Source organism: Paenibacillus sp. Soil787, assembly GCF_001429545.1.
Taxonomy (GTDB): domain Bacteria; phylum Bacillota; class Bacilli; order Paenibacillales; family NBRC-103111; genus Paenibacillus_E.
Genome location: NZ_LMSP01000004.1, coordinates 1 through 26,289 on the forward strand (window position 1 = coordinate 1; position 26,289 = coordinate 26,289).

At 44.8% G+C, this 26,289-nt stretch carries 20 protein-coding genes and 1 other annotated feature; of the genes, 9 read left to right on the plus strand and 11 right to left on the minus strand.

Annotated elements, in window-relative coordinates:
• Window positions 1-399: 399 nt before the first annotated feature.
• The 6 genes from ileS to ASG93_RS07310 form a co-directional block, all read right to left on the minus strand.
• A complete protein-coding gene (gene ileS / locus ASG93_RS07285) occupies window positions 400-3,483 on the minus strand; it encodes an isoleucine--tRNA ligase (RefSeq protein ID WP_056830372.1) in 3,084 nt (1,027 codons plus the stop codon).
• 79 nt (window positions 3,484-3,562) lie between these two features.
• Window positions 3,563-3,821, minus strand: a binding site (T-box leader).
• Between the two features lie 19 nt (window positions 3,822-3,840).
• Complete coding sequence (locus tag ASG93_RS07290; RefSeq protein ID WP_056830374.1) at window positions 3,841-5,253, minus strand: allantoinase; 1,413 nt, start codon at window positions 5,251-5,253, stop codon at window positions 3,841-3,843.
• An 82-nt stretch (window positions 5,254-5,335) separates the two neighbouring features.
• Complete coding sequence (locus ASG93_RS07295) at window positions 5,336-6,460, minus strand: ABC transporter substrate-binding protein (protein ID WP_235550774.1); 1,125 nt, start codon at window positions 6,458-6,460, stop codon at window positions 5,336-5,338.
• A 47-nt stretch (window positions 6,461-6,507) separates the two neighbouring features.
• Window positions 6,508-7,389 (minus strand): ABC transporter permease, encoded by an 882-nt coding sequence (locus tag ASG93_RS07300; protein WP_056830375.1) that lies wholly within the window; start codon window positions 7,387-7,389, stop codon window positions 6,508-6,510.
• Window positions 7,389-8,132 (minus strand): ABC transporter ATP-binding protein, encoded by a 744-nt coding sequence (locus ASG93_RS07305; RefSeq protein WP_056830377.1) that lies wholly within the window; start codon window positions 8,130-8,132, stop codon window positions 7,389-7,391. Before ASG93_RS07305 ends, ASG93_RS07300 begins: the two co-directional genes overlap by 1 nt.
• 121 nt (window positions 8,133-8,253) lie before the next feature.
• Window positions 8,254-8,943, minus strand: coding sequence for a GntR family transcriptional regulator (locus tag ASG93_RS07310; protein ID WP_056830379.1), 690 nt, complete (start codon window positions 8,941-8,943; stop codon window positions 8,254-8,256).
• A 366-nt stretch (window positions 8,944-9,309) separates the two neighbouring features.
• On the opposite strand from ASG93_RS07310, the gene rocF reads away from it, so the two are divergent.
• The 3 genes from rocF to ASG93_RS07325 all read left to right on the plus strand — a co-directional run bounded on the left by rocF (window position 9,310) and on the right by ASG93_RS07325 (window position 11,486).
• Window positions 9,310-10,227 carry an arginase gene (gene rocF, locus ASG93_RS07315; RefSeq protein ID WP_056830381.1) on the plus strand — a complete coding sequence of 306 codons (918 nt, stop codon included), beginning with the start codon at window positions 9,310-9,312 and terminating at the stop codon, window positions 10,225-10,227.
• Between the two features lie 298 nt (window positions 10,228-10,525).
• On the plus strand, window positions 10,526-10,927 hold the full coding sequence (locus ASG93_RS33945) for a DUF1361 domain-containing protein (protein WP_268795993.1): 402 nt from the start codon (window positions 10,526-10,528) through the stop codon (window positions 10,925-10,927).
• A gap of 169 nt (window positions 10,928-11,096) precedes the next feature.
• Window positions 11,097-11,486, plus strand: a complete 390-nt coding sequence (locus ASG93_RS07325; RefSeq protein ID WP_056830386.1) for a glyoxalase superfamily protein — start codon at window positions 11,097-11,099, stop codon at window positions 11,484-11,486.
• 477 nt (window positions 11,487-11,963) lie between these two features.
• Here ASG93_RS07325 and ASG93_RS07330 read toward each other — a convergent pair whose 3' ends face one another.
• On the minus strand, window positions 11,964-13,394 hold the full coding sequence (locus ASG93_RS07330; protein ID WP_056830388.1) for an aspartate ammonia-lyase: 1,431 nt from the start codon (window positions 13,392-13,394) through the stop codon (window positions 11,964-11,966).
• A gap of 484 nt (window positions 13,395-13,878) precedes the next feature.
• Between ASG93_RS07330 and ASG93_RS07335 the strand changes: the two genes are divergently transcribed.
• The gene (locus ASG93_RS07335) at window positions 13,879-15,078 is read left to right on the plus strand and encodes an ornithine--oxo-acid transaminase (protein ID WP_056830391.1); all 1,200 of its coding nucleotides are present in this window, start codon (window positions 13,879-13,881) and stop codon (window positions 15,076-15,078) included.
• A gap of 155 nt (window positions 15,079-15,233) precedes the next feature.
• Here ASG93_RS07335 and ASG93_RS07340 read toward each other — a convergent pair whose 3' ends face one another.
• From ASG93_RS07340 to ASG93_RS07350, 3 genes are all read right to left on the minus strand, one after another.
• The gene (locus ASG93_RS07340; protein WP_162262835.1) at window positions 15,234-15,977 is read right to left on the minus strand and encodes a carbohydrate-binding family 9-like protein; all 744 of its coding nucleotides are present in this window, start codon (window positions 15,975-15,977) and stop codon (window positions 15,234-15,236) included.
• Between the two features lie 24 nt (window positions 15,978-16,001).
• Window positions 16,002-16,445, minus strand: coding sequence for a DUF2663 family protein (locus ASG93_RS07345; protein WP_056830395.1), 444 nt, complete (start codon window positions 16,443-16,445; stop codon window positions 16,002-16,004).
• Between the two features lie 119 nt (window positions 16,446-16,564).
• Window positions 16,565-16,798: a cold-inducible protein YdjO-related protein gene (locus ASG93_RS07350; protein WP_052229221.1), complete on the minus strand. Its 234-nt coding sequence runs from the start codon at window positions 16,796-16,798 to the stop codon at window positions 16,565-16,567.
• Window positions 16,799-16,954: 156 nt separating this feature from the next.
• Here ASG93_RS07350 and ASG93_RS07355 point away from each other — a divergent pair, with 156 nt between their 5' ends.
• From ASG93_RS07355 to ASG93_RS07375, 5 genes are all read left to right on the plus strand, one after another.
• The gene (locus tag ASG93_RS07355; protein WP_056830396.1) at window positions 16,955-18,220 is read left to right on the plus strand and encodes an MFS transporter; all 1,266 of its coding nucleotides are present in this window, start codon (window positions 16,955-16,957) and stop codon (window positions 18,218-18,220) included.
• A 121-nt stretch (window positions 18,221-18,341) separates the two neighbouring features.
• Window positions 18,342-20,720: a helix-turn-helix domain-containing protein gene (locus tag ASG93_RS07360; protein WP_056830398.1), complete on the plus strand. Its 2,379-nt coding sequence runs from the start codon at window positions 18,342-18,344 to the stop codon at window positions 20,718-20,720.
• Between the two features lie 453 nt (window positions 20,721-21,173).
• The gene (locus ASG93_RS07365; RefSeq protein WP_056830400.1) at window positions 21,174-22,826 is read left to right on the plus strand and encodes an extracellular solute-binding protein; all 1,653 of its coding nucleotides are present in this window, start codon (window positions 21,174-21,176) and stop codon (window positions 22,824-22,826) included.
• 69 nt (window positions 22,827-22,895) lie between these two features.
• On the plus strand, window positions 22,896-23,825 hold the full coding sequence (locus ASG93_RS07370) for an ABC transporter permease (protein WP_056830402.1): 930 nt from the start codon (window positions 22,896-22,898) through the stop codon (window positions 23,823-23,825).
• A gap of 73 nt (window positions 23,826-23,898) precedes the next feature.
• Window positions 23,899-24,717: a carbohydrate ABC transporter permease gene (locus ASG93_RS07375; RefSeq protein ID WP_082614779.1), complete on the plus strand. Its 819-nt coding sequence runs from the start codon at window positions 23,899-23,901 to the stop codon at window positions 24,715-24,717.
• Between the two features lie 579 nt (window positions 24,718-25,296).
• On the opposite strand, the gene ASG93_RS07380 is transcribed toward ASG93_RS07375, so the two are convergent.
• A complete protein-coding gene (locus tag ASG93_RS07380; protein ID WP_235550780.1) occupies window positions 25,297-26,136 on the minus strand; it encodes a type II CAAX endopeptidase family protein in 840 nt (279 codons plus the stop codon).
• Window positions 26,137-26,289: the final 153 nt, after the last annotated feature.

Consider the following 26,289-nt stretch of genomic DNA (forward strand, 5'->3'; position numbering starts at 1 on the left):
ACATCAGGCTCAAATAGCCTGAAATATCACTCGTCGATATGAAAAATTACTTAATTTGGAAATGACATAAATCTGTCGCCAGGCAGTGACCTGCAAAACTCAATTCGTCGGACAGACTCCTAGCGCCCGGTGGCGGCGGATCTGACGACCTTGCGCACAATTTTTGTGCGCTAGCGTCCGGTGGCGACCGATCTGACGACCTTGCGCACAATTTTTGTGCGCTAGCGTCCGGTCGCGACGAATCTGACGACCTTGCGCACAATTTTTGGGCGCTAGCGTCCGGTGGCGGCAGGGAGTATCCTCATGCTCTACCTCGAAACTTATACTTTCTATTATGTTGAAAAAGGGTAGTACCGAGAGTCATGATAATCATGTCTCTAGGTACTACCCCTTTTTCATTTACTCTATAAGCAGGCGGAAATTGTTATCACCGATCATGATAGATTCCATATTTTCTTCTTTCGCAAATCGTACACTGGAAAGAAGTACGTTCTCTTGGAGAACATAATCAAAACGCTCCAGCGCTTCCCTCAGCGTTGAATTAACATCGAGAACAAGGTCGACTCGTTTATCAATAGGCAGCTCCAACTTTTTACGGTAATCTTGAATTGCACGTATGATTTCCCGCACGAGACCCTCCTGTTCCAATTCCGCAGTAATCGATGTATTTAAAGCCACCGTTATCTGGTTACTGGAAGCCGAAGCAAACCCTTCTTTGGCTTGTTTTTCCACAAGCAACTCATCAAGAGTAATATGGAATTCCTCTCCGTCGATCGTAACTTCAAGATAACCATTATCGACCGCTTGTTTGGTCTCCGAAGTAGACAATTGCTTCAAGTGGTTTTGCAGGGGCCCAACGAATTTGCCATACTTTTTCCCGGCCACCTTAAGATTCAGTTTCATGTTGAAATCAACAAAACCGCTGTCGCTTTGTTCTACGCGGATTTCTTTGATGTTTATTTCGTCTTTAATGATTTCTTCAAAACGACTTAGGTCGAAATCACTATCGAGCGAAACGATCAATTCCGAGAGAGGCTGGCGTGTCTTAATTCCTGTATCATTCCGAATATTTCGAGCCAACTCAACGATCTGCCGAGCGGTTTCCATATCACCTTCGAGCTTCGTGTCGATCGCTGAATCGATAGCTCTCGGGTAGTCCGCCAGATGGACGCTGCCTTCGCCGCCGAGGTTACCGTATATATCCTCAGCAATGAGCGGCGCATATGGCGCTATCATCCGCGAGAGCGTGAGCAGCACTTCACGCAGTGTTTGATACGCTGACACTTTATCAGTGGTCATTTCGCTGCCCCAGAAACGGTCGCGAGATCGACGGATGTACCAGTTGCTCAGCTCGTCGACAAACCTTTCGATTTGCTTCGCCGGGTTTAAGAAGTCGTTAATCTCCAAGCCCTTACTTACATTTTGCAGAGTGCTGTTCAGTCTTGATAAGATCCAGCGATCCAATTCGTTCGTGTGATCTTGAAGCGGATGATCTTCGTGCTTATAGTGGTCAATCGTTGCATATAACGCATAAAAAGCATGTGTGTTATTGATCGTATCGACCACTTTGGATTTCGCTTCGGCAACGATTTGCTTAGAGAAACGTTTGCTGTTCCAAGGTGCACTGTCTGCTAGCAGGGCCCATCGAAACGCATCCGTACCAAATTCATCAATGATTTCCCATGGATCGATGCCGTTACCTTTGCTTTTAGACATTTTTTGTCCGTTCTCATCCAATACATGTCCAGTAGAAAGAACGGCTTTGTAAGGCGATTTGCCGTTATACAACGTTGAAACCGCAAGCAGACTGAAGAACCAGCCCCTTGTTTGGTCAATCCCTTCGCAGATCATGTCTGCTGGGTACTGCTCACCAAACAACGATGTCTCGTCCTCGAATGGATGATGATACTGCGCAAAAGGCATAGAACCGCTATCGAACCAGACGTCGATCACCTCAGGAGTTCTTTCCATGATGCCGCCACATGAGCAGCGCAGTTTCACTTCATCGATGTAGGGCTTATGCAGCTCTAAGTTTTCGTCAATTGGCGTTACTGATTTTTCCCGCAAATCTCGGTGGCTTCCCGGTGCATATTCCACTCCGCAATCTCCACATAACCAAACGTTAAGCGGGGTACCCCAATAACGATTCCGGCTGATGTTCCAATCAACAAGCTCCTCAAGGAACTTGCCGAAGCGCCCTTCGCGGATGTGGGAAGGATACCAGTCGATTTTACTATTGTTTTCGATCAATTGCTCTTTAATTGCGGTCGTTTTGATAAACCAGCTATCCATCGCATAATAGAGCAGCGGGGATTTACAGCGCCAGCAGAAAGGGTAACTATGCTCATAGCGCTCTTTGGAAAATAGCAGGCTGCGTTCAGACAAGTTTTTCACGATATCAACGTCACAATCTTTGACGAAGCGTCCAGCAAAGTCCGTGATCTGATCCGTGTAACGCCCTGCCAAGTTCACTACATTCACAAAATCAAGTTCGTGTACGCGAGCTGTTCGATAATCATCTTCACCATGCGCCGGAGCAATATGGACGATACCCGTACCACTCGTATCCATGACATAGTCAGCATCTACGACGATATGTCCTTTAGTTGGGCTAATATAGCCGAAAGGAGGCTCATAGGCTGTGCCGACGAATTCCAATCCTTTATGCTCAGATAAGATTTCGTAGTCTTGTTTAAATACCTTTTCCACGAGATTTTTCGCGACGATGTAAACCTCGCCATTTTGCTTCACTTTGACATAATCCAAGTCTTTATTTACCGCCAATGCTATGTTCGCAGGTAGAGTCCATGGGGTCGTCGTCCAAGCCAGAAAGATTTCACTCGCGTTCTTACTCCTGAATTTCACAGTCGCACTTAAATCCTTCACGTCTTCATAGCCTTGCGCTACTTCGTGAGAACTGAGCGTTGTTTGGCAGTCCGGACAATAAGGGCTTACACGGTGCCCCTTGTATAATAGTCCTTTATTATGGATATTGGATAAAATATGCCAAACGCTCTCGATATAATCGTTATTGAGCGTAACATAGGGGTTATCCATATCCGTCCAGTAGGCAATGGCTTCCGTTAGTTCACGCCACTGCTTTTCATATTCAAATACGCTGCTCTTGCATTTCTCAACAAATTCGGCTATTCCGTAGTTTTCAATCTCTTGTTTCCCCGAGATACCAAGCTGCTTCTGCACCCCAAGCTCGACGGGCAAGCCATGCGTGTCCCAACCAGCTTTGCGGATGACCTGGTACCCAGACATTGTTTTATAACGGCAAATAAAATCTTTCACAACACGACCAAGCACGTGTCCGATATGGGGTGATCCGTTTGCTGTCGGCGGTCCTTCATAAAAGACGAAGTTCGCTTTGCCGTTACGGTTTTCGATCGACTTACGGAATGTACCATTCGATTTCCATTGCTCAAGAACGCGCAGTTCGCGGGTTCTCGCTTTTTCTTTCACATCAATTTTTCTCATGTGTGCTACACACTCCTTTAATAAAATGATAGAGCTAGTCGGGAAACGTCGTTATTGAAAAACAAAAAAATCCCGCCCCGTAAGGGACGAGATTACATCTCGCGATACCACCCTAGTTCCGTAACGATCATAAGAATATGATCATTATAGCTCTCGTTCTACGTACTATCATACGCGGCCCTTGTAACGGCGGGATCCCGGGTCAGCTTACTAAACTTCCTTCAGCTTTCCTTCTCGGAGGGGATTTTCAGCTAAGTCTTGAATGTTGGCTTTCAGCTCTAGGCCAACTCTCTGGAATTCAAGGAGAATAGCGTACTCGTTCTCGTCAGTGAATTTAAAGTTAATTAAAATACTCAGTTAATTTATTTTCACATCAACTTCATGGAAAGTCAAGTTTACTTTTGTTTTGTAACGAAACCATTGCCCCGCCTTCATAGTACTGATCCCTTTCTCTTCTTCATAGACAAGATTCCCCCTGCTCCAGGTAGCCCGCACTTTGCACCCCACTTCCCTCCCTACATAAGGACTATGCTTATGGCGATACAACAAGTGCTCGGTTTGCAGCACATAGGGGGTATTCAGCGAAATCACAACAAGATCTGCATCTGCGCCTAGACGAATCTCTCCTTTGTTAGGAAGAAGACCGAATCGCTCTGCTGGCGCATAAGACAGCATATGACTTAACTGGCTAAGCCCGATCCCCCGCTTCAAGTGTCCTTCATCAATCATAAGTTCTAGTGAGCTTTGCGCTCCCGATATGCCGCCCCAGGCTTCAAAGTAATTGCGGGATTCCTTCATTGAGCTTGGACATGGAGAATGATCCGATGAAATCATATCAATATAACCCAGGCGCAATGCTTCCCACAAACGCTCCTTCTCCTCTTCACTACGTAGTGGAGGCGCACACTTGGCCGTAGGCCCTATCCGTTCTAAGTCATCTTCCGTTAGGATTAAATAGTGCGGACAAGTCTCCAGCGTCACATCAATGCCGCGCCGTTTCGCTTCCATAATTCTCATTACAGCAGATTCGCTGCTGATATGAACAAAATGCAGCGGACACCCTGTCTGCTCTGCATAGAATAGCGCTCGATTCACCGCTTCGAGCTCAGCAAGAATCGGGCGTGCGGACGTATAGTCTCTCGCCGCGACCTTGCCTCCTGCTTGCTTCGCCTGCCCTAAGCGTGAAACAAGCGACTCGCTTTCTGCATGAAGCGCCAGCACTCGGTTCATTCGCGCAATGCGCTTCATTCCTTCCCACAACGTGAGGTCATCTACCTCACGAAATGCTTCCTCGCCCGGGTCACCAGGTGAAGACATGAAGGCTTTGAAGCCAATGACACCAGCTTCACTCATGGGCTCCAAATCATCCAGATGCCCCGGCACCAGTCCCCCCCATATGGCGTAATCGACCGATGATTGCTCGCGGGCCGCTTCGAGCTTCATCTCCATCGCGGAGACGGTAACGGTTGGTGGAATGCCGTTAAGCGGCATGTCGATGTACGTGGTACATCCTCCTGCGGCTAATGCGGCAGAACCCGTGGCAAATCCTTCCCAGTCGCCTAGTCCTGGTTCATTCAAGTGGACATGAACATCAATCATGCCAGCCATGATGACCATGCCAGAAGCATCAACAACTTGTTCTGCATCCAGCATTATCCGCTCATCCAATTGCGAAATCCTGCCATTCTTTATACCTATATCCAATAAACGGACTTCATCTCGCAAAACAACGGAGCCGTTTCGAATGATCACATCTAATCGTTCGCTCACCCTGTTCACCTCGGCTATACGCACATTCATAATCTTCAGGACCGAAACAAACAAGCTGTCTCGGCCCTGAACATGAACTTACTTATTTAAATTCTACTTTAACAAGTGTAGGATCTACGGCTTTCAATAAGCTCAAATCATGGTAAGTGTCTGGTTTCGGAACGGTTTTAATATTTCCTACAGCTTTTAGATATTCCCCTACTGCCGTACCGTTGCTGCCATTCACGTAAGTATCATCTACTTCCATCGAGTATACATTTCGGCTCATGATTTGCGTCAGCTCCTCAACGCTTAAGTGAAGCTCAGGAGCAAGAATCTTGATCGCTTCATCGCGGTTTTGGTTAATATAATCTGTCGCCTTTTTGAGACCAGCAAGCACGGCTTTAATCGTATTCGGATTTTTCTTAATAAAATCATCAGAAACCTGCATCGTTGTATGAACACTCATCCATTTTACATCGCCTTTTTTGTCAGGCAGCTCACTCTTCGTTCCACTGAACAAGAATTTGCCTCCACCTTGGATCGCTTTGGTAATGAACGGTTCCCAGCAAGCCAGAGCATCAATATCACCTTTTTGCAAAGCAACTACCGCATCACTCGGCGCAATATTGACGTATTTTATTTTACTTACATCTACACCAAGCTCTTTGCCCATATTATCAATTGCGATTTTTACATCTGCTCCGTTAGGGATCCCAATTGTCTTGCCTTCTAGGTCTTTGGATGTCTTCAGTTCTAATTTCTTGGAACCGACGACAGCTTGCGTACCTGCAATTTGCGCCAGGGGTGTAACAATTTTCACAGGAACATTCGATGATTTTAAAATAATATCCATAAAATTCGTTTGAATCGAGAGTGGCGCACTGCCTCCGGCAACCATCGGTCCGATATCCGGTCCGCTTTCGATCAGTTGACTGGTGACATTCAATCCTGTTTCTTTGAAATAGCCAAGCTTATCTGCAATAATTTGTTGAGAGGAAATCTGTGCATCGCGTACGCCGACTAACGTAATATCTTTCACTTCCGGAACTGCCACAGTCGTTGCCGCAGTAGCAGCTGCAGGTGTTGTTGTTGCCGCTGCTACAGCTGGTGTTGCTGCAGGAGCCGTTGTACTTGTCGCCGCTGGTTTGGAACTGCATGCTGTCACTACCATAGCTGCCATTACGAATACCAAGAAGGATTGAGCCCATATTCTTTTGTTTTTCATGTGTTTCCCTCCACTTTTCTTCTCTTTTTTTGGGTCTTCATTTGCTTCTATTTCTCAACAGCATCTCTCATGCCTCCCTTACGCCACGCCAAGACCCTCCTTTCCGCAATTTTCATTAATCCTGAAAACAAACTGTATGACAAGCCAATTAAAATAATGGCGACAAACATGTTGGAAATTTTGAAATAATTTCTGGCATCCACGATGATATAACCAAGCCCTGATTTCGCGCCCATCATTTCCGAGACAATTAAAGCCGAGAAAGACAGACCCAGACTGACCCGCGCACCTACAATAAAATTCGGAATCGCCGATGGAATCATGACCCGGGTAAAGATTTGCCGATCTGAAGCACCTAAACTAAGGGCAGATCGAATGAGCGTAGATGGTACAGACTTAAAACCGTCAACCGTATAAACAAGCACAGGAACGAATGTTGTCCAAGCGATGAGCAGTACTTTGGGGAACTCTCCGATACCGAACCAGATGATGAATAGCGGCAGCAAAGCCAAAGCTGGGATCGGGCTTACGAGATTGAGGATCGGTGACATCCATCGTTCAAACGTTCGGAATTTACTCATCAACACCCCGAACAATACTGCGAATAGGCAGCCAATGACGAATCCCAAAGCTATACGAATTGAACTGGAAACTAAACTTTCTAACACGATCCCCGTCTTCGCCAGTACTACGGCATCTGACACGATCAGGGATGGTGGAGGCAGGAATATCGGATTAAACCAAGCAAATCTCGCATTTAGTTGAGAAAATACTTCCCAGAGGACGAAGAAGGTAACGAACGGCATGATGTTCCATCTCTGCATGAAACTTTCTTTGAACTTTTTGCGCTTCTTCGGCTGCTCGACATACTTAGTCCCTGTTGGAAGCAAATCACTGTCAGCAACGACCGTTACCGATGTTTTACTCATCAGATTGCCTCCTCTGTTTCATCTTCCATCAGAATTCGCTCGATGCTGCTCATCGCTTCACTAAATCCAGGAGATTCAAACGTGCGGGGATGCTCAATTTGGATGGAAAACGTTTCTGCAATTTCGCCGTCCTTCATCACAACGACCCGATCAGCTAGATAGACCGCTTCGCTAATACTGTGCGTTACAAATAGGATCGTCGGCCTTAGCTTTGCGCATATACGCCTAAGTTCTCTACGCATCATATCTCTGGTCAAAATATCAAGAGCACCGAACGGTTCATCCATCAACAATATGTCCGGTGAGCTGGCAAGTGCTCTAGCAATTCCTACTCGCTGTTTCATACCGCCAGACAATTCGGCTGGATAATGATTCGCATAGGCCTCAAGACCAACCAGACTCAGGAATTCCTTGCCGATTTCTTTGGCTTTTGCCTTAGATGCGCCTTGTACTTCAGGTCCAAATGAAATATTTTCGAGAACATTGTACCAAGGGAACAATGCATGATCCTGAAAGACCATTCCCCTTGATTTGGATGGGCCTTTAATCATCTCACCATCGACCTTTATTTCACCTTCATCAGGGAGCAAATATCCGGCCACCATATTCAAAAGTGTTGATTTCCCGCAGCCGCTATGCCCTAATATGCAAATAAATTCATGAGAATACACCGTCAAGTCTACTTGTTTAAGCACGACGCGATCTCCAAAGCTCTTCCCCACTTGCTTCGCCGTTAATTTCATCCCCTCACCCTTCCATAGCTCTCAACTTTGTTCGAAGCTTTCACATGTTGTATGCAATTAACGGTCAACATCAGACACAAGATTGTATACAATCTACAGTAAAAAAATGGGCACAACGCATTTATCTTTTGACAGCTGCATAACTTCTGGACTTGAATATATCAGTAAGTGAATGCGGCTTCGCACCATGCTCTTCGAAATCCAAAGATGCTTCAATCTCACTCAAATGTTCAACCATCAATTGTTCAGCTATATCCGCATCTCCTTGCTTAATGGCCGCTAAAATTTGCTCATGATCAAGGCAATACCTATTTTTCTTCATCCCATAGAAGGCGATAATCACATAAGTGAGAGCAATCAACTCTTCCAAATAGTGATAGTAGTAATAATTGCTCGCTAATTCAGCAATGCGGAGATGGAAATCACCCGTAATTCGTAGAGCTCCCAGCAAATCACCCTGCTTATGCGCTTCATGCTCATCATCCAGCATGATTTGCAATTGCCCAAACTGATCATCTGTCAATGTGCCGCACACTTTGCGGATCGCCGCCGCTTCAATCACTCTGCGCATTTCGAACACTTCTTTAGCTTCATGTGTGGATGGGCAAGCGACAAAAGTTCCTTTGTAAGGAATGACGGTCACCAACTTCTCACTTGCGAGTCGGCGGAGTACATTGCGTACAGGTGTGCGGCTTACTCCAAAAGACTCTGCCAGCACTTCTTCGACTAACTGCATATTGGGACGAAGCTTTTGTTCGATAATGGCATCCTTAATCGCGGTGTACATGTCTAATTCATTGGCTTGTAGCATAAGGACCTGTTCTCCAATCCCCCTGATGAATTGTTTAATTCACCCTGATCGTAATGAAAACAAGGTTTCATGTCAATATACTTAACACCAAAAACCTTATATTTTAGAATCACAAACAATATATCCCGTAAACTTTGTTTTCAACGATAAATAATGACGGTTTCCACTCGCTTTTTTCATTCTTTTTTCATATTATGTTATGTTTATTTACATCATTTTGATTTTAATGCTAAATGAGTTAAGCTGTTGATTACGGGAGCAATTGCCACAGGAACTAAATGAAAAATCTCCAATAATGAGCTAGGTTATGATAATCTAATTACAAGCGAAGCTTTATCTGAAGCCCGAACAAGAGGAGCTGATCGAATGAGAACCAAACCGACAGTTGCAGCGATTACTGTGCCATTTGATCTTGGAGCAGGTCGACGCGGAACGAGCAAAGGACCAAAAGCCATTTTACAAGCAGGATTAATTCGAGGTCTGCAGCAAATGGATATCACCATCGATCATATTGCTGATATCCGTTTGCCGGACGATAAAGCGACTCCTTTGGCAGCTGAAGTTGATCAAACCAACCTCAAGTATTTGGCGGAGGTAGTCGAGGTAAATACACGTCTTGCTGAGCAAGTCTCTCAGGTTGTGGAGCAAGGACGCTTTCCACTCGTCATTGGCGGCGATCATAGCATAGCTATCGGGACATTAGCTGGGTTATCCAGCCATTATCAGAACTTAGGCGTCATCTGGATCGATGCTCATTCCGACTTAAATTCAGCCGATACGAGTCCGTCCGGTAATATTCATGGGATGTCGTTGGCCGTCAGTCTAGGGATGGGGCACCCCTTATTAACCAGCATTATGGGCAGTCATGACAAAGTGAAAGCAGAGAATATCGTCCTTATTGCAGCACGTTCTCTCGATGAGGGTGAGAAGAAGCTCATTCGCTCTTTGGGGATCAAATGCTATACCATGTATGATATTGATCGCAAAGGGATGGCTTCCATTATGCAAGATGCTATTGACTATATAAGCAGTAAAACTGACGGTGTACATGTTAGTTTTGACGTCGATTCTCTGGATCCGATTGAAGCACCTGGAACAGGCACGATTGTAAAAGGCGGACTTCATTACCGCGAAGCTCATCTGGCCGTAGAAATGCTGCATGAAGCAGGCATTGTAACCTCAGCCGAATTCGTTGAGGTGAATCCTCTTCTCGACGACAATAACAAAACATCCCAATTAGCCGTCGGCTTAATTAGCTCCTTGTTTGGCAAGCAGATTCTATAGGCGGATACGACGAATCAAGGATAAACGACTCCGTCGTCCTTCTGGGACGAGCGCGTTTGTCAAGGTAAATGCGAAGAAAAGTATAAAACTTATACTTTCTGCCCTGAAAATTAAAAATTTTCATTCATCAGTGGTGCCTCAACGCGGTATGGAAGTCTTATCTACAAACAAAGCCTGTTACTCTCCGCTTAGCTGCGAGGATAACGGGTTATTTGCTTGTTACAGATAGGAAATAAATGTAAGATATAGACATAATCTTGGGTGGGGCGGCATCATTCACTGCCAATTCCTCGCTTGGATTCCGTACATCCTTGCTGCAGCAGCCCAATTTATACACACTCGTAAATCTTTGTTCTTGAAAAAATCAATATTAATCGTAGTAGGATTAACTTGGTTATTATTCCTGCCTAACTCTCCGTATGTCATTACGGATCTCATTCACTTAACGATTTTGAAGGACTCCTATGTACAAAAGGGAACGCTTGCCTTTGCCTATTGGTATGATTTTTTCGTCATCTTCTTATTTGCATGGAACGGTCTATTGCTAGGATGCAGCTCCATGTATATCATTCAAAAGATATGGAAAGAGCGATTCAATCCCTTTGTTTCATGGCTGATCATCGCATTGACCGCGATACTATGCGGGTACGGCCTACTTTTGGGAAGAGAATACCGCTTAAACAGCTGGACGCTTTACTGAATAGCGGAATACTGGAAATCCTGCGAGAAACCATGCATCAAGAGGCCGTCGTTTTCTGCTTATTAGTCGGATTTGTTATCATGACGGTTTATTTAACCTTTTATGTACTCGTAAATGGCCTAAGCGGCTCAAGAAACTCCAACCTTTACACGAACGAAAAAATAAGGAGATGATTGCTATAACAACCATTAAAGGTGTCACGCCCATTTTTAGAATGTTCGACGAGAAGAAGGCAAAGGAATTCTACATCGATTACTTAGGTTTTTCGTTAGAGTGGGAGCATCGTTTTGAGAGTGATATGCCGCTTTACATGGAGGTCCGTTTAGACGATTGTAAATTGCACCTTTCTGAGCATTATGGAGATTGCAGCCCGGGTGCAGCTGTTCGAATAGAAATCGTGGACATCGTAGCATTCCATACTAATTTGAAAAATAAAAAATATACCTATTCTCGCCCCGGCATAGAAACGAGTCCATGGCATACTAGAGAAGTCTGCATCACGGATCCGTTCGGGAATAAGATAACCTTTTATGAATCTTTGAACGATAATACGGATTAAGACGTCACAGGGAGTTGCACTGGAAGATATTGTAAAAAAAGAGGATATCAATAGCAAGATTGAAATTAACCTCAGCCCAATCATGACGCCTACGACGCCCCCCGAGAATGAAAATAATGTGGAGCTAATTCAGCGCAATGGTCAACTCGGGTCATTTCCTTGCGAAAGGGAACGACGATGCCTTATTCGCTTGAAAATCGTTATAAAGTTATCGCCGCGGAACGTCAATGCCTTATTTCCACTTTGAGAGTCCAAATTTCGTCCAAAATGGCAAAATAACGAATCCATATTCCCCTTGATGCTCAAAAAGGTACATATTTTAATAAATAAGGCATCGTCGTTCCTCTTTATTCATCTTGTCCTGAAGAATTACCACGAAAAACGCCCCTAACTCATCTACCGATGGGTCGGGGGCGTTCGTTTTATGTGCAGGCTTTAGTCAACTGTCGTAGACTACAAGGCTTTCTTCACCTAGCCCTAGTCGGCAGGCTGCAGCAATCTCTCGCCAGCGATGCCCGGCGTGGTCATCTGAATGGGATTGAGGATTTCTTCAATCTCCTCAGGTGTAAGCAGCCCCCGCTCTAGGATGAGCTCTTTGAGCGTCATGCCAGTACGCACAGCTTCTTTCACTAATTGCGCGGCGACTTCGTAGCCGAGATGCGGGTTCAAGGCTGTGACGATACCGAAGCTTTGCTCGACATAAGCCGCGCAGCGCTCGCGGTCGGCTTCCAAGCCCTCAATCGCAAAGCGCTCGAATACGTCAGCCGCGTTCCGCAGTATTTTCAACGATTGAAGAAGGTTGAACGCAAGTACGGGTCCCATTACGTTAAGCTCGAATTGTCCTGCTTCGCAGGCCAGGCAGATGGTATGATCGTTGCCAATGACTTGGAACGCCACTTGATTCACAACCTCTGGCATAACAGGGTTTACTTTGCCTGGCATAATGGAAGATCCCGGTTGTCTCGGCGGTAGCTTCAGCTCCCCTAAGCCTACGCGAGGGCCTGAAGCCATTAATCGAATATCATTGCATATTTTCGAAAGGTTAACGGCGCATACTTTCAAGGAAGCAGAGAGCTCCGTGTAGGCGTCCATGTTTTGGGTGCCGTCGACCAAATGCTCGGCTAGTTCAATGGGAATTCCCACCTGCCCTTTTAGATGAAACATAACGCGTTCCACATACTCAGGTTTCGCATTAAGCCCTGTTCCTACAGCGGTAGCCCCCATATTAACGGTCAAAAGTCCCTGCGAAGCATGACGGATACGATTGATATCACGCTGGATGACACGCGCATAAGCGCCAAATTCTTGGCCCATACGAATAGGAACAGCGTCTTGGAGATGTGTACGCCCCATTTTAATAACATCATCAAATTCCGTTTCCTTACGGGCAAAAGCACTTTGGAGTGAAGTCATAGTCTCTATCAATTGCTCAGATAAACGGTACGCGGCAATTTTGATGGCGGTAGGGATAACATCGTTAGTGGATTGCGACATGTTGACATGATTGTTCGGATTACAATGGAAATAATTGCCTTTTTCCTCACCCAGCAGCTCCAACGTCCGATTAGCAAGCACTTCATTCATGTTCATATTGATGGAGGTTCCCGCTCCGCCTTGAATAGAATCAACAATAAATTCCTCAAGTAACTGACCTTGTCTCACTTCTTCGGCTGCTTTAACTAATTGTTCGCCGATTTTTTTGGGCAGCATATGTGTTTCCATATTCGCTATTGCAGCTGCTCTCTTTACTTCGGCCAAAGCTGTAATGAGCTCTGCGTGAATTTTAACTCCCGTAATTGGGAAATTCTCTAGTGCACGCATCGTTTGAATGCCGTAATAAGCTTGGGCTGGAACTTGTTTTTCACCAATAAAGTCTTTTTCAATGCGATGAGTCATCGTAGACACCATTCCTTTTTTCTACAAAGTATATTGCTCGACGTCGCGAAGTAGGTGTTCCGAAAATCCTTCTAACTCTCAGCCGTTAGACCAATTGAAGCATGCATGGCATTCATAAGCGCTCATCTGAAGAATTCGCGACCGCTTTCAAGAATCCTGCAATATCTGACACGTTCTGTAATATTTTTTTGACCATTGATCAAATTTGACCGCTTCTTATAATATTTCCTATTTTGACAATTCAAGTCTTCTTATCCTTGCAACAATTCACAAGGAATTGCACATAATGATTGAACTGGCTAACTTCGTTAAGACTTGTATCACTGTCTGAAGCTATGTATTTATATATGCTAGAAGCAGCACAAACGCAAAGGGGATTTACCCTGAGTTGACGAATACAATGGATTAAACAAGCTCGCTATGTACAGACAATTAGAAAGATACAGTGAATACCGGCGAGTTGGGCTTACATGCTGCACGTCAGGGAGGAATACTTATGGATACGACGAGTTCAATGATTATTGAAAAAACGGAAAAATACGGGGCACGCAATTATCATCCGCTGCCTATCGTAATATCGAGAGCAGAAGGCGTATGGGTCGAGGATCCGGAAGGCAACCGCTACATGGATATGCTTAGCGCTTACTCCGCCTTAAATCAAGGTCATCGTCATCCTCACATTCTGAGAGCGCTTCATGAGCAAGCCGAGAAGGTTACACTAACATCTAGAGCCTTCCATAGCGAGACATTAGGTTCGTTTTATGAAAAGCTAGCAAATTATACAGGTAAGCCGATGATTTTACCGATGAATACAGGGGCCGAAGCAGTCGAGACCGCTGTAAAGGCTGTTCGTCGTTGGGGCTACGAAGTGAAAGGAATCCCCGCCGATCAAGCGGAAATTATCGTCTGCGAAGGAAATTTCCACGGTCGGACAGTGACAATCACTTCCTTCTCATCGTCGCCGGAATATAAGCGCGGCTTCGGGCCTTTTACGCCGGGGTTTCGCATTATACCCTATGGAGATGCGGCGGCGCTGCGTGAGGCCATCGGGCCAAACACGGCGGGCTTTCTGTTCGAGCCTATTCAAGGCGAGGCTGGTATTGTGATTCCGCAGGCCGGTTACCTGCGGGAGTGTTATGAGCTATGTCAGGCGAATCATGTGTTGTTCGTCGCGGACGAAATCCAGACGGGATTCGGCCGTACGGGTCGCCGCTTTGCCTGCGACTGGGAAGGCGTAACGCCGAACCTGTACATCATGGGCAAAGCCCTAGGCGGCGGCGTATTCCCGATCTCGGCGGTCGCCGGTGATCGAGAGGCTCTTGATGTTTTCGAGCCGGGCTCCCATGGCTCAACGTTCGGGGGTAATCCGCTCGGCTGCGCCGTCGCAATCGCGGCGCTGGAGGTCATCCTGAACGAGCGGCTCGCAGAGCGCTCGGATGAGCTTGGCGCTTATTTCCTGAAGCGGCTTCAGGAAATTGAATCTCCGCAGATTACGGAGATTCGCGGCCGCGGGCTATTTATCGGCATTGACCTTAAGGTTTCAGCGCGTCCATTCTGTGAAGAGCTGAAAGCGAAGGGTCTACTATGCAAGGAGACACACGAGCATATTATTCGCTTGGCTCCGCCACTTACGATTACCAAGGAAGAGCTTGATTGGGCTTGGCAGCAAGTAAATGATGTGCTGAGTGAAGCTTAGCACTTAAGTATAATAAGAATAAGCCCTCTAGCTTTCTTTGAAGCTGGAGGGCTTTCCTTTAATTTGTTTTAGATTGTTTTTCATCGTTACGGAGCAACTTTTGCACAACGCTGCCACTTTAGCGATGAAAAACATCGTTAAAGCACCTGCTCTATCTATTCTTTCACAAAAACAAGTGTCCCAAATCGATGCGGAATATGGAAATCGACTTTGCCTGTGGGTGACCAAGCCCAATAGTGTCGATTCCCTTCTACATCATCATCAATTCGATATAAATTCCAACGCCACTCAGCGCCATGGTGGGGTGTCCAGTTTTCCCCACATTCCCGCAGCTCATGCTCATGTCCTTGCTCATGCCCTTGCTTCTCTTGCTCATACTCCTGGTCCTGCTCTCGCCCCTGCTCCTGTTCCTGCTCCTGCTTTTGTTCCTGGTCCTGGTCCTGCTCCTGCTCCCAATCCAAATCTGCAAAAGGAATCCGCAGATCATAAGTCTTCCACCCATCGGCCCCATCCGAAACTTGGGTATGAAATCCCTTCGCATCCCATGAAACATCTACCTCTTTATCCCCACCATTATAATGGATCAAAGCATCGAAAAGGACATTGCGCGGACTCACTTCGAACTCGTAATAAACCTCTCCGGTACATGTTTTATCGAGAAATACCTCAACCACATCTTCCAAATAAATAGGATCATCCCGTCGCTCCATCGTTGCTACAACGTGATCATCCTCACATTCGAATCGTATATGCAGGGCTTCCGCTGTCCAACACGCGCGAAAGCGAGTTTGGAGCCTCGGCTCCTCCCCCGTGACAACTTCCCTTAAATCATCGCCTATAATCTCTTCCCATTTCACAATTCCGTTCTCTGCATCTACATAGCGACACTCATATCTCATCCGTTCCGTCATCCCCGCTCCCTATTAACTTTTATACACAATATTAATATCATACTCATTATGTAAAAAGCTAGAAATTTGATCCCGAGATTCCGACTTTACGTCCTTTAACCAGGAGGCGTCCAACTTCTCAATGACTTCTATTCTTAAATTCTCGTATTTCGACTTCGCTTTTTCTATCCTAGTCACACGATTTCTTGTAAATAGAAACAACGAGATACATGCCAGAAGCGAACCCGATAAAAGCTTGTTAGAAATAAACAAATCGAGGATAGCTAATGCATTGCCGCCTGAAACTAATATTACCTTTCGATAGAAAGAGATTATGAAATAGAGAATCAGGCCACCTGATAGTATGGCGAATAAAGGTTGTGTATCTTTAAGCTTGTCCCATTCCTGCTTCCTATCCCGAAGTTTGTATAGTATCTTGATCGCATCGTCGCTTAGATTAAGTTCAGGCCATTGCATTAAGCACTCCCCCTCTCTACTATCGTATGCTTGGACACTACTATTCTTTCCAAAAAAAAAAGACCAAGAGCATCTCTCTTCACACTAAGCCGAAGATGCTATTAGTCTTTTGAATTTTACTAGAATCGTTTTTTCCCAACTAAAAACTTTTTGTTTCCTTTTTTAGCTGTCACAGGCACATGCTTATAGCTGCGCACCATCGGATTTTTACATAATGGACAAGTTGGTAAAGCTTCCGTAACGAATTCTTTGCGAACCCATGCTTTACAATCTGTCTCTTTACATTTCCAAATTTCAATCTGTTCGACTTCTGGCTTTTGATCCTCGGTCACGGTACTCGTTGGTGTAGACATTTCAATATGTGCTCCCTGCTTCGTAGATTAGACTACTTATTATTATACAGATCAGATCGAATATCAAGTCTTTCCCGTGTTCAAAATTATTTACCAGTGGTAGAATGGATAAGGCGGTTACAATTTAGACACAGAATACAAAGGCAGGAATCATAAATGGCAAACTTATTACGTGAATGGAAATCACAGTTTCATGGCTACAGCCGAAATATTATGCTCTTCTTTTGGTTTAATTTTGTATGGAACTTAGGTTTAGGTATGTTTGGGCTCGTTTATAACCTTTATGTCCGAAGTCTTGGCTATGACCAAACGACGGTTGGCAGCATGGTTGGCATGGCGGCACTGGCAGCGGCCATTATTCTTATCCCCGCAGGTCTAATGAATGATCGTTTGGGACCTAAGCGCGTCATTACATTTGGTCTCATTTTTACCATCGCAGCATTGACGGCTCGCTCTCTTATTGAAGTCAAAGAGGGTATGCTCATCTCATCCTTCTTGGGAGGTATGGCTCTCGCTGTTGTTTCTGCAACCATTCTACCGTTTATGGCCAACAACTCTACCCCACAGCAGCGCGTTCACCTGTTCAGCTTTAACATGGCACTTGTTATGTTAGCGAATGTAGTTGGTATTGCACTGGGTGGCTTTCTTAGTGACCTATTTCAATTCATTATCGGTTTAAACGAAATTCGCAGCTTGAGATTTACCTTATTGATTGGAGTCGGTATCGCAGCGCTTGGTTTTATACCTATCGCTTTTTTTGAGAAAAGTGAGCAAGAAATACATCCCCGTAGCGAATCACTAAAGTGGAAGCAAGTGTGGAGCGTACATAAACCATCCTTACAGGTTATTATTATTTTTTGTTTATTAGGCTTGTTGTCATCCATGGGAGGGGGCATGATTGTCCCCTATTTGAATGTGTATTTTGAAGATCGTTTTGATGCTTCGAAATCCGCAATTGGTATCGTTGTAGCTTTAGGTCAAGCCGCAACGGCGATTGCTTTTCTCATTGGACCCATGATTGTAAAGAGATTCGGAGAAGTTAAATCTGTCGTATACCTGCAGCTATGTTCAATTCCATTCCTCCTCCTAACCGCGTTTTCTGCTAACTTTTACCTATCATCGGGTGGATACTTGTTCCGGCAAGCCTTAATGAACGCCGCTAATCCTTTTTATAATTCGATCAAAATGAGTTACGTCAACCGATCGCTCCGGGGCTTAGCCTCCAGTTCAGGTGAAGCCGTTTTTCATCTCGGTTGGTTCCTTGCTTCACCAATAAGTACGGGCCTTGTTTTCCGTTATGGCTCTTACTACGGGTACGCGTATGCTTTTTGCATCACAGCTGTAGTCTACACAGTAATCTCCTATTTATTCTTCTTCTTTTTCGGCAAAAATCGGTTTAAACCCGTTGAAGAATCTGTGTAAAAAATGGTTCTTTTCTATCGTTGACTTAAACGACGGAAAGGAAATACAATAAATGAGAGCGCATTCAATACTATTTCTCAGAACCGATTATCGATTAACGATTGTGAGGGGACTGCTTCTTATGCGGAATAAAATCATCTTTAATGGACAAAGTATTGTCTTAACGTGGATGATCTCCTATATCGTCATTCTCCTTTTACCCATAGCGATTGGCCTATTATTATATGTGGAATCGAGTAGAACATTGAAGGAAGAGATTCAGCAAGCGAATGATTCCTTATTGAAGCAAGTACGCGAAGTGATGGACAACCAGTTTAAAGCTATGGAACAATTGAACTTCGAGATTACATGGAATGTGAATATGCAGGAGCTGCTTTATTCTAATAAGTATGAAGCTTTTCCCAAAGAATATCGGTACGATGTCTATCAAATCTCCCGCAGCTTAGGCCTTTATAAAACCTCTTTTCCGCTTATTGATTCATTCTATATCTATTTGAATAAAGACGAATCCGTTATTCTTCCCAATACGGTTAGACCTAGCGCTTTTGCCTACCAAACCTTGCATATGAGCGATGATTTCTCCTTCTCCACGTGGCATGCTATTGTGAGCCGAAGTAATTTCAGAGGCTTCATTCCCATGGATCGGATTGGCGATGACAACCAACTGCGGAAAACGGTAGCATATGTTAGCACATACGCCATGGAGCACAATAAACCACTCGCTACCAATGTAATTATGGTCGATCAATCGCGTATTCTCGGCGCGATTCAAAATATGGAGATTTTCAATAAAGGTCACGTACTTATCCTTAATGAAGAAAATCAAATTCTTGCTTCCAACTCGACAAATACGCTGCCTGCCGATTTTCCCTATTCTCAATTAGAAAGCTCATCTAACTTCTACTATGCCGGTTCGGACGGTGAGAAATATGAAGTCTTTAATATTCAGTCACCCCGCTCCAAATTAAAATACATTTCTATCATGCCCAGCACCATTTATTGGCAAAAAGCTGCGCACGTCCGTAATCTGACTTACATAAGCATGGGAATCAGTTTACTAGGCGGAGGTATCCTGACTTATGTGTTTTTACGCAGGAACTATAATCCCGTTCGTCGGCTAGTTCATGCATTTTCCAAAAAACAGACCTTTCATTCTCCTAAACGATATAATGAATTTCATTTCATACAAGAAGCCGTGGATAGTACATTAATCGAAATTGCCGACTTCAAAAGTAAAATGGAGCAGCAACGACACATTGTCCGCTCTCACTTTATTGAAAAACTTCTGAAAGGAAAGCTGGACAGCCAAATTCCCATCGCAGAAGCCTTAACTACTTTTGAGATGAAGCTGGATCGTCATGATTTCGCCGTCATGCTGTTCGTTGTCGATAAGAATGAAAACTTCACCGAACGTATTGCCCATATGTCCGAAGGAGACAAATGGAAGCTGCTTCAATTTATTATTATGAATGTCGTGGAGGAGCTTTTATCGAAGCGGCACCGCGGCTATGTCGCAGAAATCGATGATACTCTCGCTTGCTTAGTTAATATTACGATGGAAGATGGACATAGCTCCAAAGAAGAGTTGCTGCTCATAGCCGAGGAAGCTCAAAATTTTCTCTCGTCCACGTACGATATTCACCTTACTATTTCTATCAGTTCTATCCATGATCACATTTCAAATGTACCAAAAGCTTTCTTGGAAGCACTTGATTCTATGGCCTACAAGCTCGTTATGGGCGGAAGAGAGATTCTGGCTTATGACGATTTGCAAACAAATGTCGCTTCCGAATCGAATACTGGTTATTATTATCCCATGCAGCTCGAACAGCAGTTCATGTATGCCGTGAAGCTGGGTGAGATCGAAGAAGCGCAAAATATGCTAAACGAAATCATGAATAAAAATTTTGAATGTCGAGGTATATCTGTCTCTTTGACCAAGTGTCTCATGCTTAATCTGGTCACTACCATGATGAAAAGCGTCAGTGAAACCGGTGATATTCAGGAAAGCTTCTTCATACGCAACCCTAAACTAATCGACCGCCTGCTAGACAGTAAAACCGTTCCAGACATGCATCAACAACTGAATGATATGCTGGTTCAAGTATGTGCTTACACATCCGCCAAACGGCAGCATACGATTTCTCAAACTCGGCAAAAGGCGCTGCAGCAGTTGGTGGATGAAGTATCTGCCTACATTGAGCATAATTATACAGATGCAAATTTGAATGTTACAATGATTGGCAGTCATTTTGACCGTAAAGCTACTTATCTGTCAAAGCTATTCAAAGATTATGTGGGAGAAGGATTACTTGATCGAATTAACAAGGTCAGAATCGATAAGTCGAAGCAGCTTCTGAGGCGGCAGGAACAATCGGTCGGGGATGCCGCTTACGGAGTAGGCTTCAATGATATCAATGCTTTCATCCGGGTATTCAAAAAAGTGGAGGGTATCACACCGGGGAAATACAAAGAGCTGATAAATGATGTGATGCGATAACACACATTGGATTGGGGTAGCCGTTGGCTGCCCCAATTTTTAACATAAGGAAAGTTGTATAGCGTATTATAGCGTTTGTTCTTACTAAGCTGCATGCCTCCCGCCTCCTCACAATTGGTAAACATACGAAGCTCAAGTTGATCATTCTGCCGTGCACCAAGCGAATATTGGTTAATTTGATGAAGCAATTGGACATTTTGTAGAGTCTACGCACAGAATTCGAGAAGCAATTGGATATTTTACAGATAGTTAAATTGGAAGCGCTATCATATAGTTAGGTCAGACATACCTCTCCTCAGCTCACACAAATCCTAACAGTTTTCAAGGGAAGCGCATTAACACTTCGATTTTTTAAACTCAGTAATGCTTCCACTACCAGTTTTTTCTGGTGAAAAACTTAGCAACTCTCACACTGCCAGTTTTTCTGGCGAAAAACTCTCAGGAGGTCAACCTATGAAGAAGAACAGAAATAAAATGTTCACTGTGCTCGTCGCAACAACACTAATGGGCAGCTTAACTGTTGCATGTACGTCGAATACCCCAACTGCGGAGAATAACGCTAGTCCTAAAACAACTACTGGAGGAACGACCGCTCCAAGTACAGCAGCTGTCACGTATCCCCTCAAAACGGACAAAACGTTGTCCTACTGGGGAGAGCTCCCCGGCAACTTAACGGGCGTGAAAGCGGCCCATGCGGATGTGCCGTTCTTCCAAGATTGGCAAAAGAAAACCGGCGTTCCATTGAAATTCCAGGCTCCTCCGACGAACCAAGCTGCACAAGCCTTGAACGTTTTGCTGGCATCGGGAGATCTGCCAGATATGATTGAGTTTGATTGGCAGGGTGCATTCCCAGGCGGACCTGAAAAAGCGATCAAAGACGGATACATTCTAAAATTGAATGATACGATTGATAAATTCGCTCCGAATTTGAAGAAATATCTCAAAGAGCACCCTGATGTTGATAAACAAGTAAAAACGGATAATGGCAGCTATTATTCCTTCCCATTCATCCGCGGCGATGATTACCTGCGTGTGTTCCAGGGTCCTATCGTAAGAAAGGATTGGTTGGATGATCTAGGACTGCCAGTCCCTCAGACCATCGATGAGTGGTATGCAACGCTCAAAGCCTTCAAAGAGAAAAAAGGCGCAACAGCAGCTTTCTCTGTTGTAAGTGTTCCCAGACCTTTCCAAGAGCTTGCCAACGGGGCTTTCGCTGGAGCATTCGGCGTGACACGTGATTTCTACATCGACAATGGAACCATTAAGTTTGGTCCTGCTGAAAAGGGCTACAAAGACTTCTTGGCTACCTTCCACAAATGGTATGAAGAAGGGCTGATCGATAAAAACTTTGCAACGGCAGATGGTAAAGCCTTAGATGCCAACATAGCATCCGGCGCGACAGGTGTGACTGTAGGAAATGCTGGCGGAGGCATCGGGAAGTGGCAACCCCTAGTGACAGCCAAAGATCCGAAAGGTGTCCTCATGGGAGCTCCATATCCCGTAATCAATAAAGGCGATATCGCCATGTACGGCCAAAAAGATCCGGCGAATGCACCTGGGGGTATGGTTGCCCTCACAGCTTCTTCCAAAAATATTGAGACCGCAGCGAAGCTTCTTGACTATGGTTACTCCGAAGATGGCCATAATTTCTTCAACTTTGGAACCGAAGGCATTTCGTATAAAATGGAAAACGGATATCCGAAATATACGGACCTAGTCATGAAAAATCCGGAGAAATTGGCACCTGCACAAGCGTTGTCTCTTTATATCCGAGGTAACTACAATGGTCCTTTCGTACAGGATAAACGGTATGTTGAGCAATATCTGGCCTTGCAGTCACAACGTGATGCTGTTTCCACTTGGCAAAAAACGGATGTTGATAAACACAAATTGCCGCCAATTACGGCTACACCGGAAGAAAGCACAGAGCTTGCCAAAATTATGACGGACCTCAATACCCTAGTTGATGAAATGACGCTAAAAATCATTTTAGGAACTGAGCCAGTCGATAGCTTTGATAAATACCTAGAGAAATTCAAGTCCGTTAAGCTAAGTCGTGCTCTCGAAATTAAGAAGGCATCCTTAGATCGCTATAACAAAAGATAGATAACATGCCAGGGGGAGGGCAGCAGCTCTTCCCCCTTATTAGAATCTCACGGCGAAAGGAGAAATATCATGCGTAAAGGATCGGCAGATACCTTCCAAATACGTTTTAAGCGCGATTTTCTGCTGAATAAATATTTATACCTGATGATGGTTCCTGTTCTGGCCTACTACGCGACCTTCCATTATGCGCCAATGTATGGGGCCTTGATTGCCTTCAAAGAGTATACCCCAAATAAAGGCATTCTGGGCAGCGCGTGGGTTGGCTTCCAACACTTCAATGATTTCTTCAGCAGCTATTATTTCTGGCGAATTCTCAAGAATACCGTCATTATCTCCCTTTACTCCCTAATCTTTGAGTTTCCTGCTCCTATTATTTTGGCGATTCTAATTAATGAACTTACGAATAAAAGGTTTCAACGCTTCGTACAAACAGTCACGTACATGCCCTATTTTATTTCACTGATCGTTATTGCCGGAATGATTAAGGATTTTACGAATAATGGCGGTTTAATCAATAACTTTCTGACATACTTTGGCGCCAATGATACCGCTATGCTGCAGAAACCGGAAATGTTCCGAACGATCTACATTTTATCTGAGATTTGGCAAAAAATCGGATGGGAATCCATTATTTATCTAGCCGCACTCATGGGTATTGATCAGGAGCAGTATGAAGCGGCGAAAATAGACGGGGCCAACCGAATCAGGCAAATTTGGCATATTACGCTGCCGGGGATTCTGCCAACCATCGCGATTATGTTCATCCTGCGTATGGGGAATTTATTGAACGTTGGCTTTGAGAAAATTATTTTGCTATATAATCCCAGTACGTACGATACGGCAGATGTTATTTCCTCCTTCGTCTATCGTAAAGGACTCATTGAATTCGGTTGGAGCTACAGCTCTGCTGTTGGTTTGTTCAATTCAGTTATCAATCTAGCCTTACTCATTACAGCGAATAAAATAAGTAAAAAGATAAGTGAGAACAGCCTATGGTAAGGAAGGAGGTGCTGAAGTGAAAACTACCTATTCGGACAAAGTCTTAGTCACGGTAATCCACGTCTTATTGCTAATGCTTGTTGTCGTTACCTTGTATCCACTTCTCTATGTCGCCTTCGCTTCCATCAGCGACGCTGGCCAGTTAATCACACACAAAGGGTTTCTGTTCAAACCACTAGGCTTCAGCATTGAAGCCTACAAAAGCGTGTTTCACAATCCTGCCATTCTAAAAGGTTACCAAAATACGCTGTTCATCCTCTTTTTCGGTGTCATTACAAACCTAATCGTTACTGCTTTAGGCGCGTATGTTCTATCTCGCAAAAATGTCATGTGGAACCGTGTATTCATTTTCGTTGTCGTATTAACCATGTTTTTCCACGGTGGACTTATTCCGCTCTATCTCGTTGTAAAAGGCGTTGGTTTAATCGACTCGCTTTGGGCGACCATTTTACCTTTTACCATTAACACATTTAATCTGATTATTATGCGCACAGCCTTCATGGCGGTTCCTGAAAGCTTGGAGGAATCAGCTAAAATGGACGGGGCTAATCATTTTGTCATTCTTTTTCGTATCATTATTCCGCTCTCTATGCCCGTCATTGCCGTCATGATTTTGTACTATGCCGTCGAGAAATGGAATGGGTGGTTTTATGCGTCCATCTTCCTGAAGGATCGCGATCTCTACCCGCTGCAGCTCACCTTAAGGGAAATCTTAATTGCGAATAACACGGACTCCATGTCATCAGGCGCTAATGCGGCAGATCAATTTCAGATTGGGGAAACGATCAAATATGCAACGATCATGGTAGCTTCAGTGCCCATTCTCATTTTATATCCATTCGTGCAAAAATACTTCGTCAAAGGCGTCATGATTGGAGCGGTCAAAGGTTAAAAGAAAGCGCCGTTAGCCTCTTAAACGAGGTGACGGCGATTTGTCTTATTGCTTAGCAGTCGTTTTCGGCTCGCTCAGCTCACTTTTTCTTCCGCTTCAACTCTGAGCGGTCGATTTACGACCTCTCAGTCTTGCCGCCGACCATTCTGGGCGGCCTTCACCCGCTGAGCGGTCGTTTTCAGCTCGCTCAGCTCACTTTTTCTTCCGCTTCAACACTGAGCGGTCGATTTACGACCTCTCAGTCTTGCCGCCGACCATTCTGCGCGGCCTTCACCCGCTGAGCGGTCGTTTTCGGCTCGCTCAGCTCACTTTTTCTTCCGCTTCAACTATAAGCGGTCGATTTACGACCTCTCAGTCTAGCTGCCGACCATTCTGGGCGGCCTTCACCCGCTGAGCGGTCGTTTTCAGCTCGCTCGGCTCACTTTTTCTTCCGCTTCAACTATAAGCGGTCGATTTACGACCTCTCAGTCTAGCCGCTGGCCATTCTGGGCGGCCTCTACCCGCTGAGCAGTCGTTTTCAGCTGGCTCAGCGTGATGGAGGCCCGTCGTATCTGAGAATCCTACAACGCGCTTTAGCTTCTAGCCCTTTATTGGGAAGCCAGGAGGTCCTTGCCGATGCTTTGTTCTTTTTCTTCTTTTATACATCCATAAACCGGCAAGTGCCGTTAAGATAATGGAGATGATTCCTTCCGGACTAGGCATAGCCAAATAACTAAATTCCGCTTGAACAAGAACGAACTTTTTCAGGATCAAAGTATCAATGAAGGCATTTCCTGTAGCGTGCATGAAAACGGCTGGCCAAACGCTTCGAGTCATCAGCAGAATCTCACCATACAGAACCGCCATAACGATCACACCAAGCATCATGCGAGGGATGTAGGTGATCATGCTTTCCGTGGTATCCACGAACAGAAATAAATAAGGAAAATGCCACATACCCCAAATGAACCCCACGGCAATATGAACGATAAAACGATTATAACCAAGCGTATAAAGCTTTGGAGCCAAATAGCCTCGCCATGCAAATTCCTCAAAAATGTTTTTGATGAGGCTGGGTACAAGAGCTATGCCGACTGCCGTTAAATATTGAAAAGACAGTGGGGAAACATCCATCCACCCTAAGCTTGAACTGATTCCGACAATCACCATTGTCATGAAGGGAAACAATAACAGGCTGATTATATAGAGAAATGCATTTCCCTTAACTCGGGGTTTGATGCCGAAATCTTCCCATCCATCTCCCATCCAACTGCGCATAATGACCATCGTCAGGAGGGGAGATACAATCCAAATCAACTGTCCCAGACTGCCATTCTCATCCGTTCCGGCCTGCAAATCAACCAACCGTCCGATCCAGCCACAGCTTAACGCAACCAGCGAGAAAATAATTACATTCCTCAGCACCTTGTTATCCTTCATTTTCAAGGTCCCAACTCCTCTTTTATTTTCTATACATACTTCTCGTACTACGACTTTATTCGCTTCTGTCAACATGAATAAAACCAGCCACCATACACCATCTCGCAAGCAAACAAGGGAACCCCGAAGGATTCCCTTGTTTCTTAATCTATA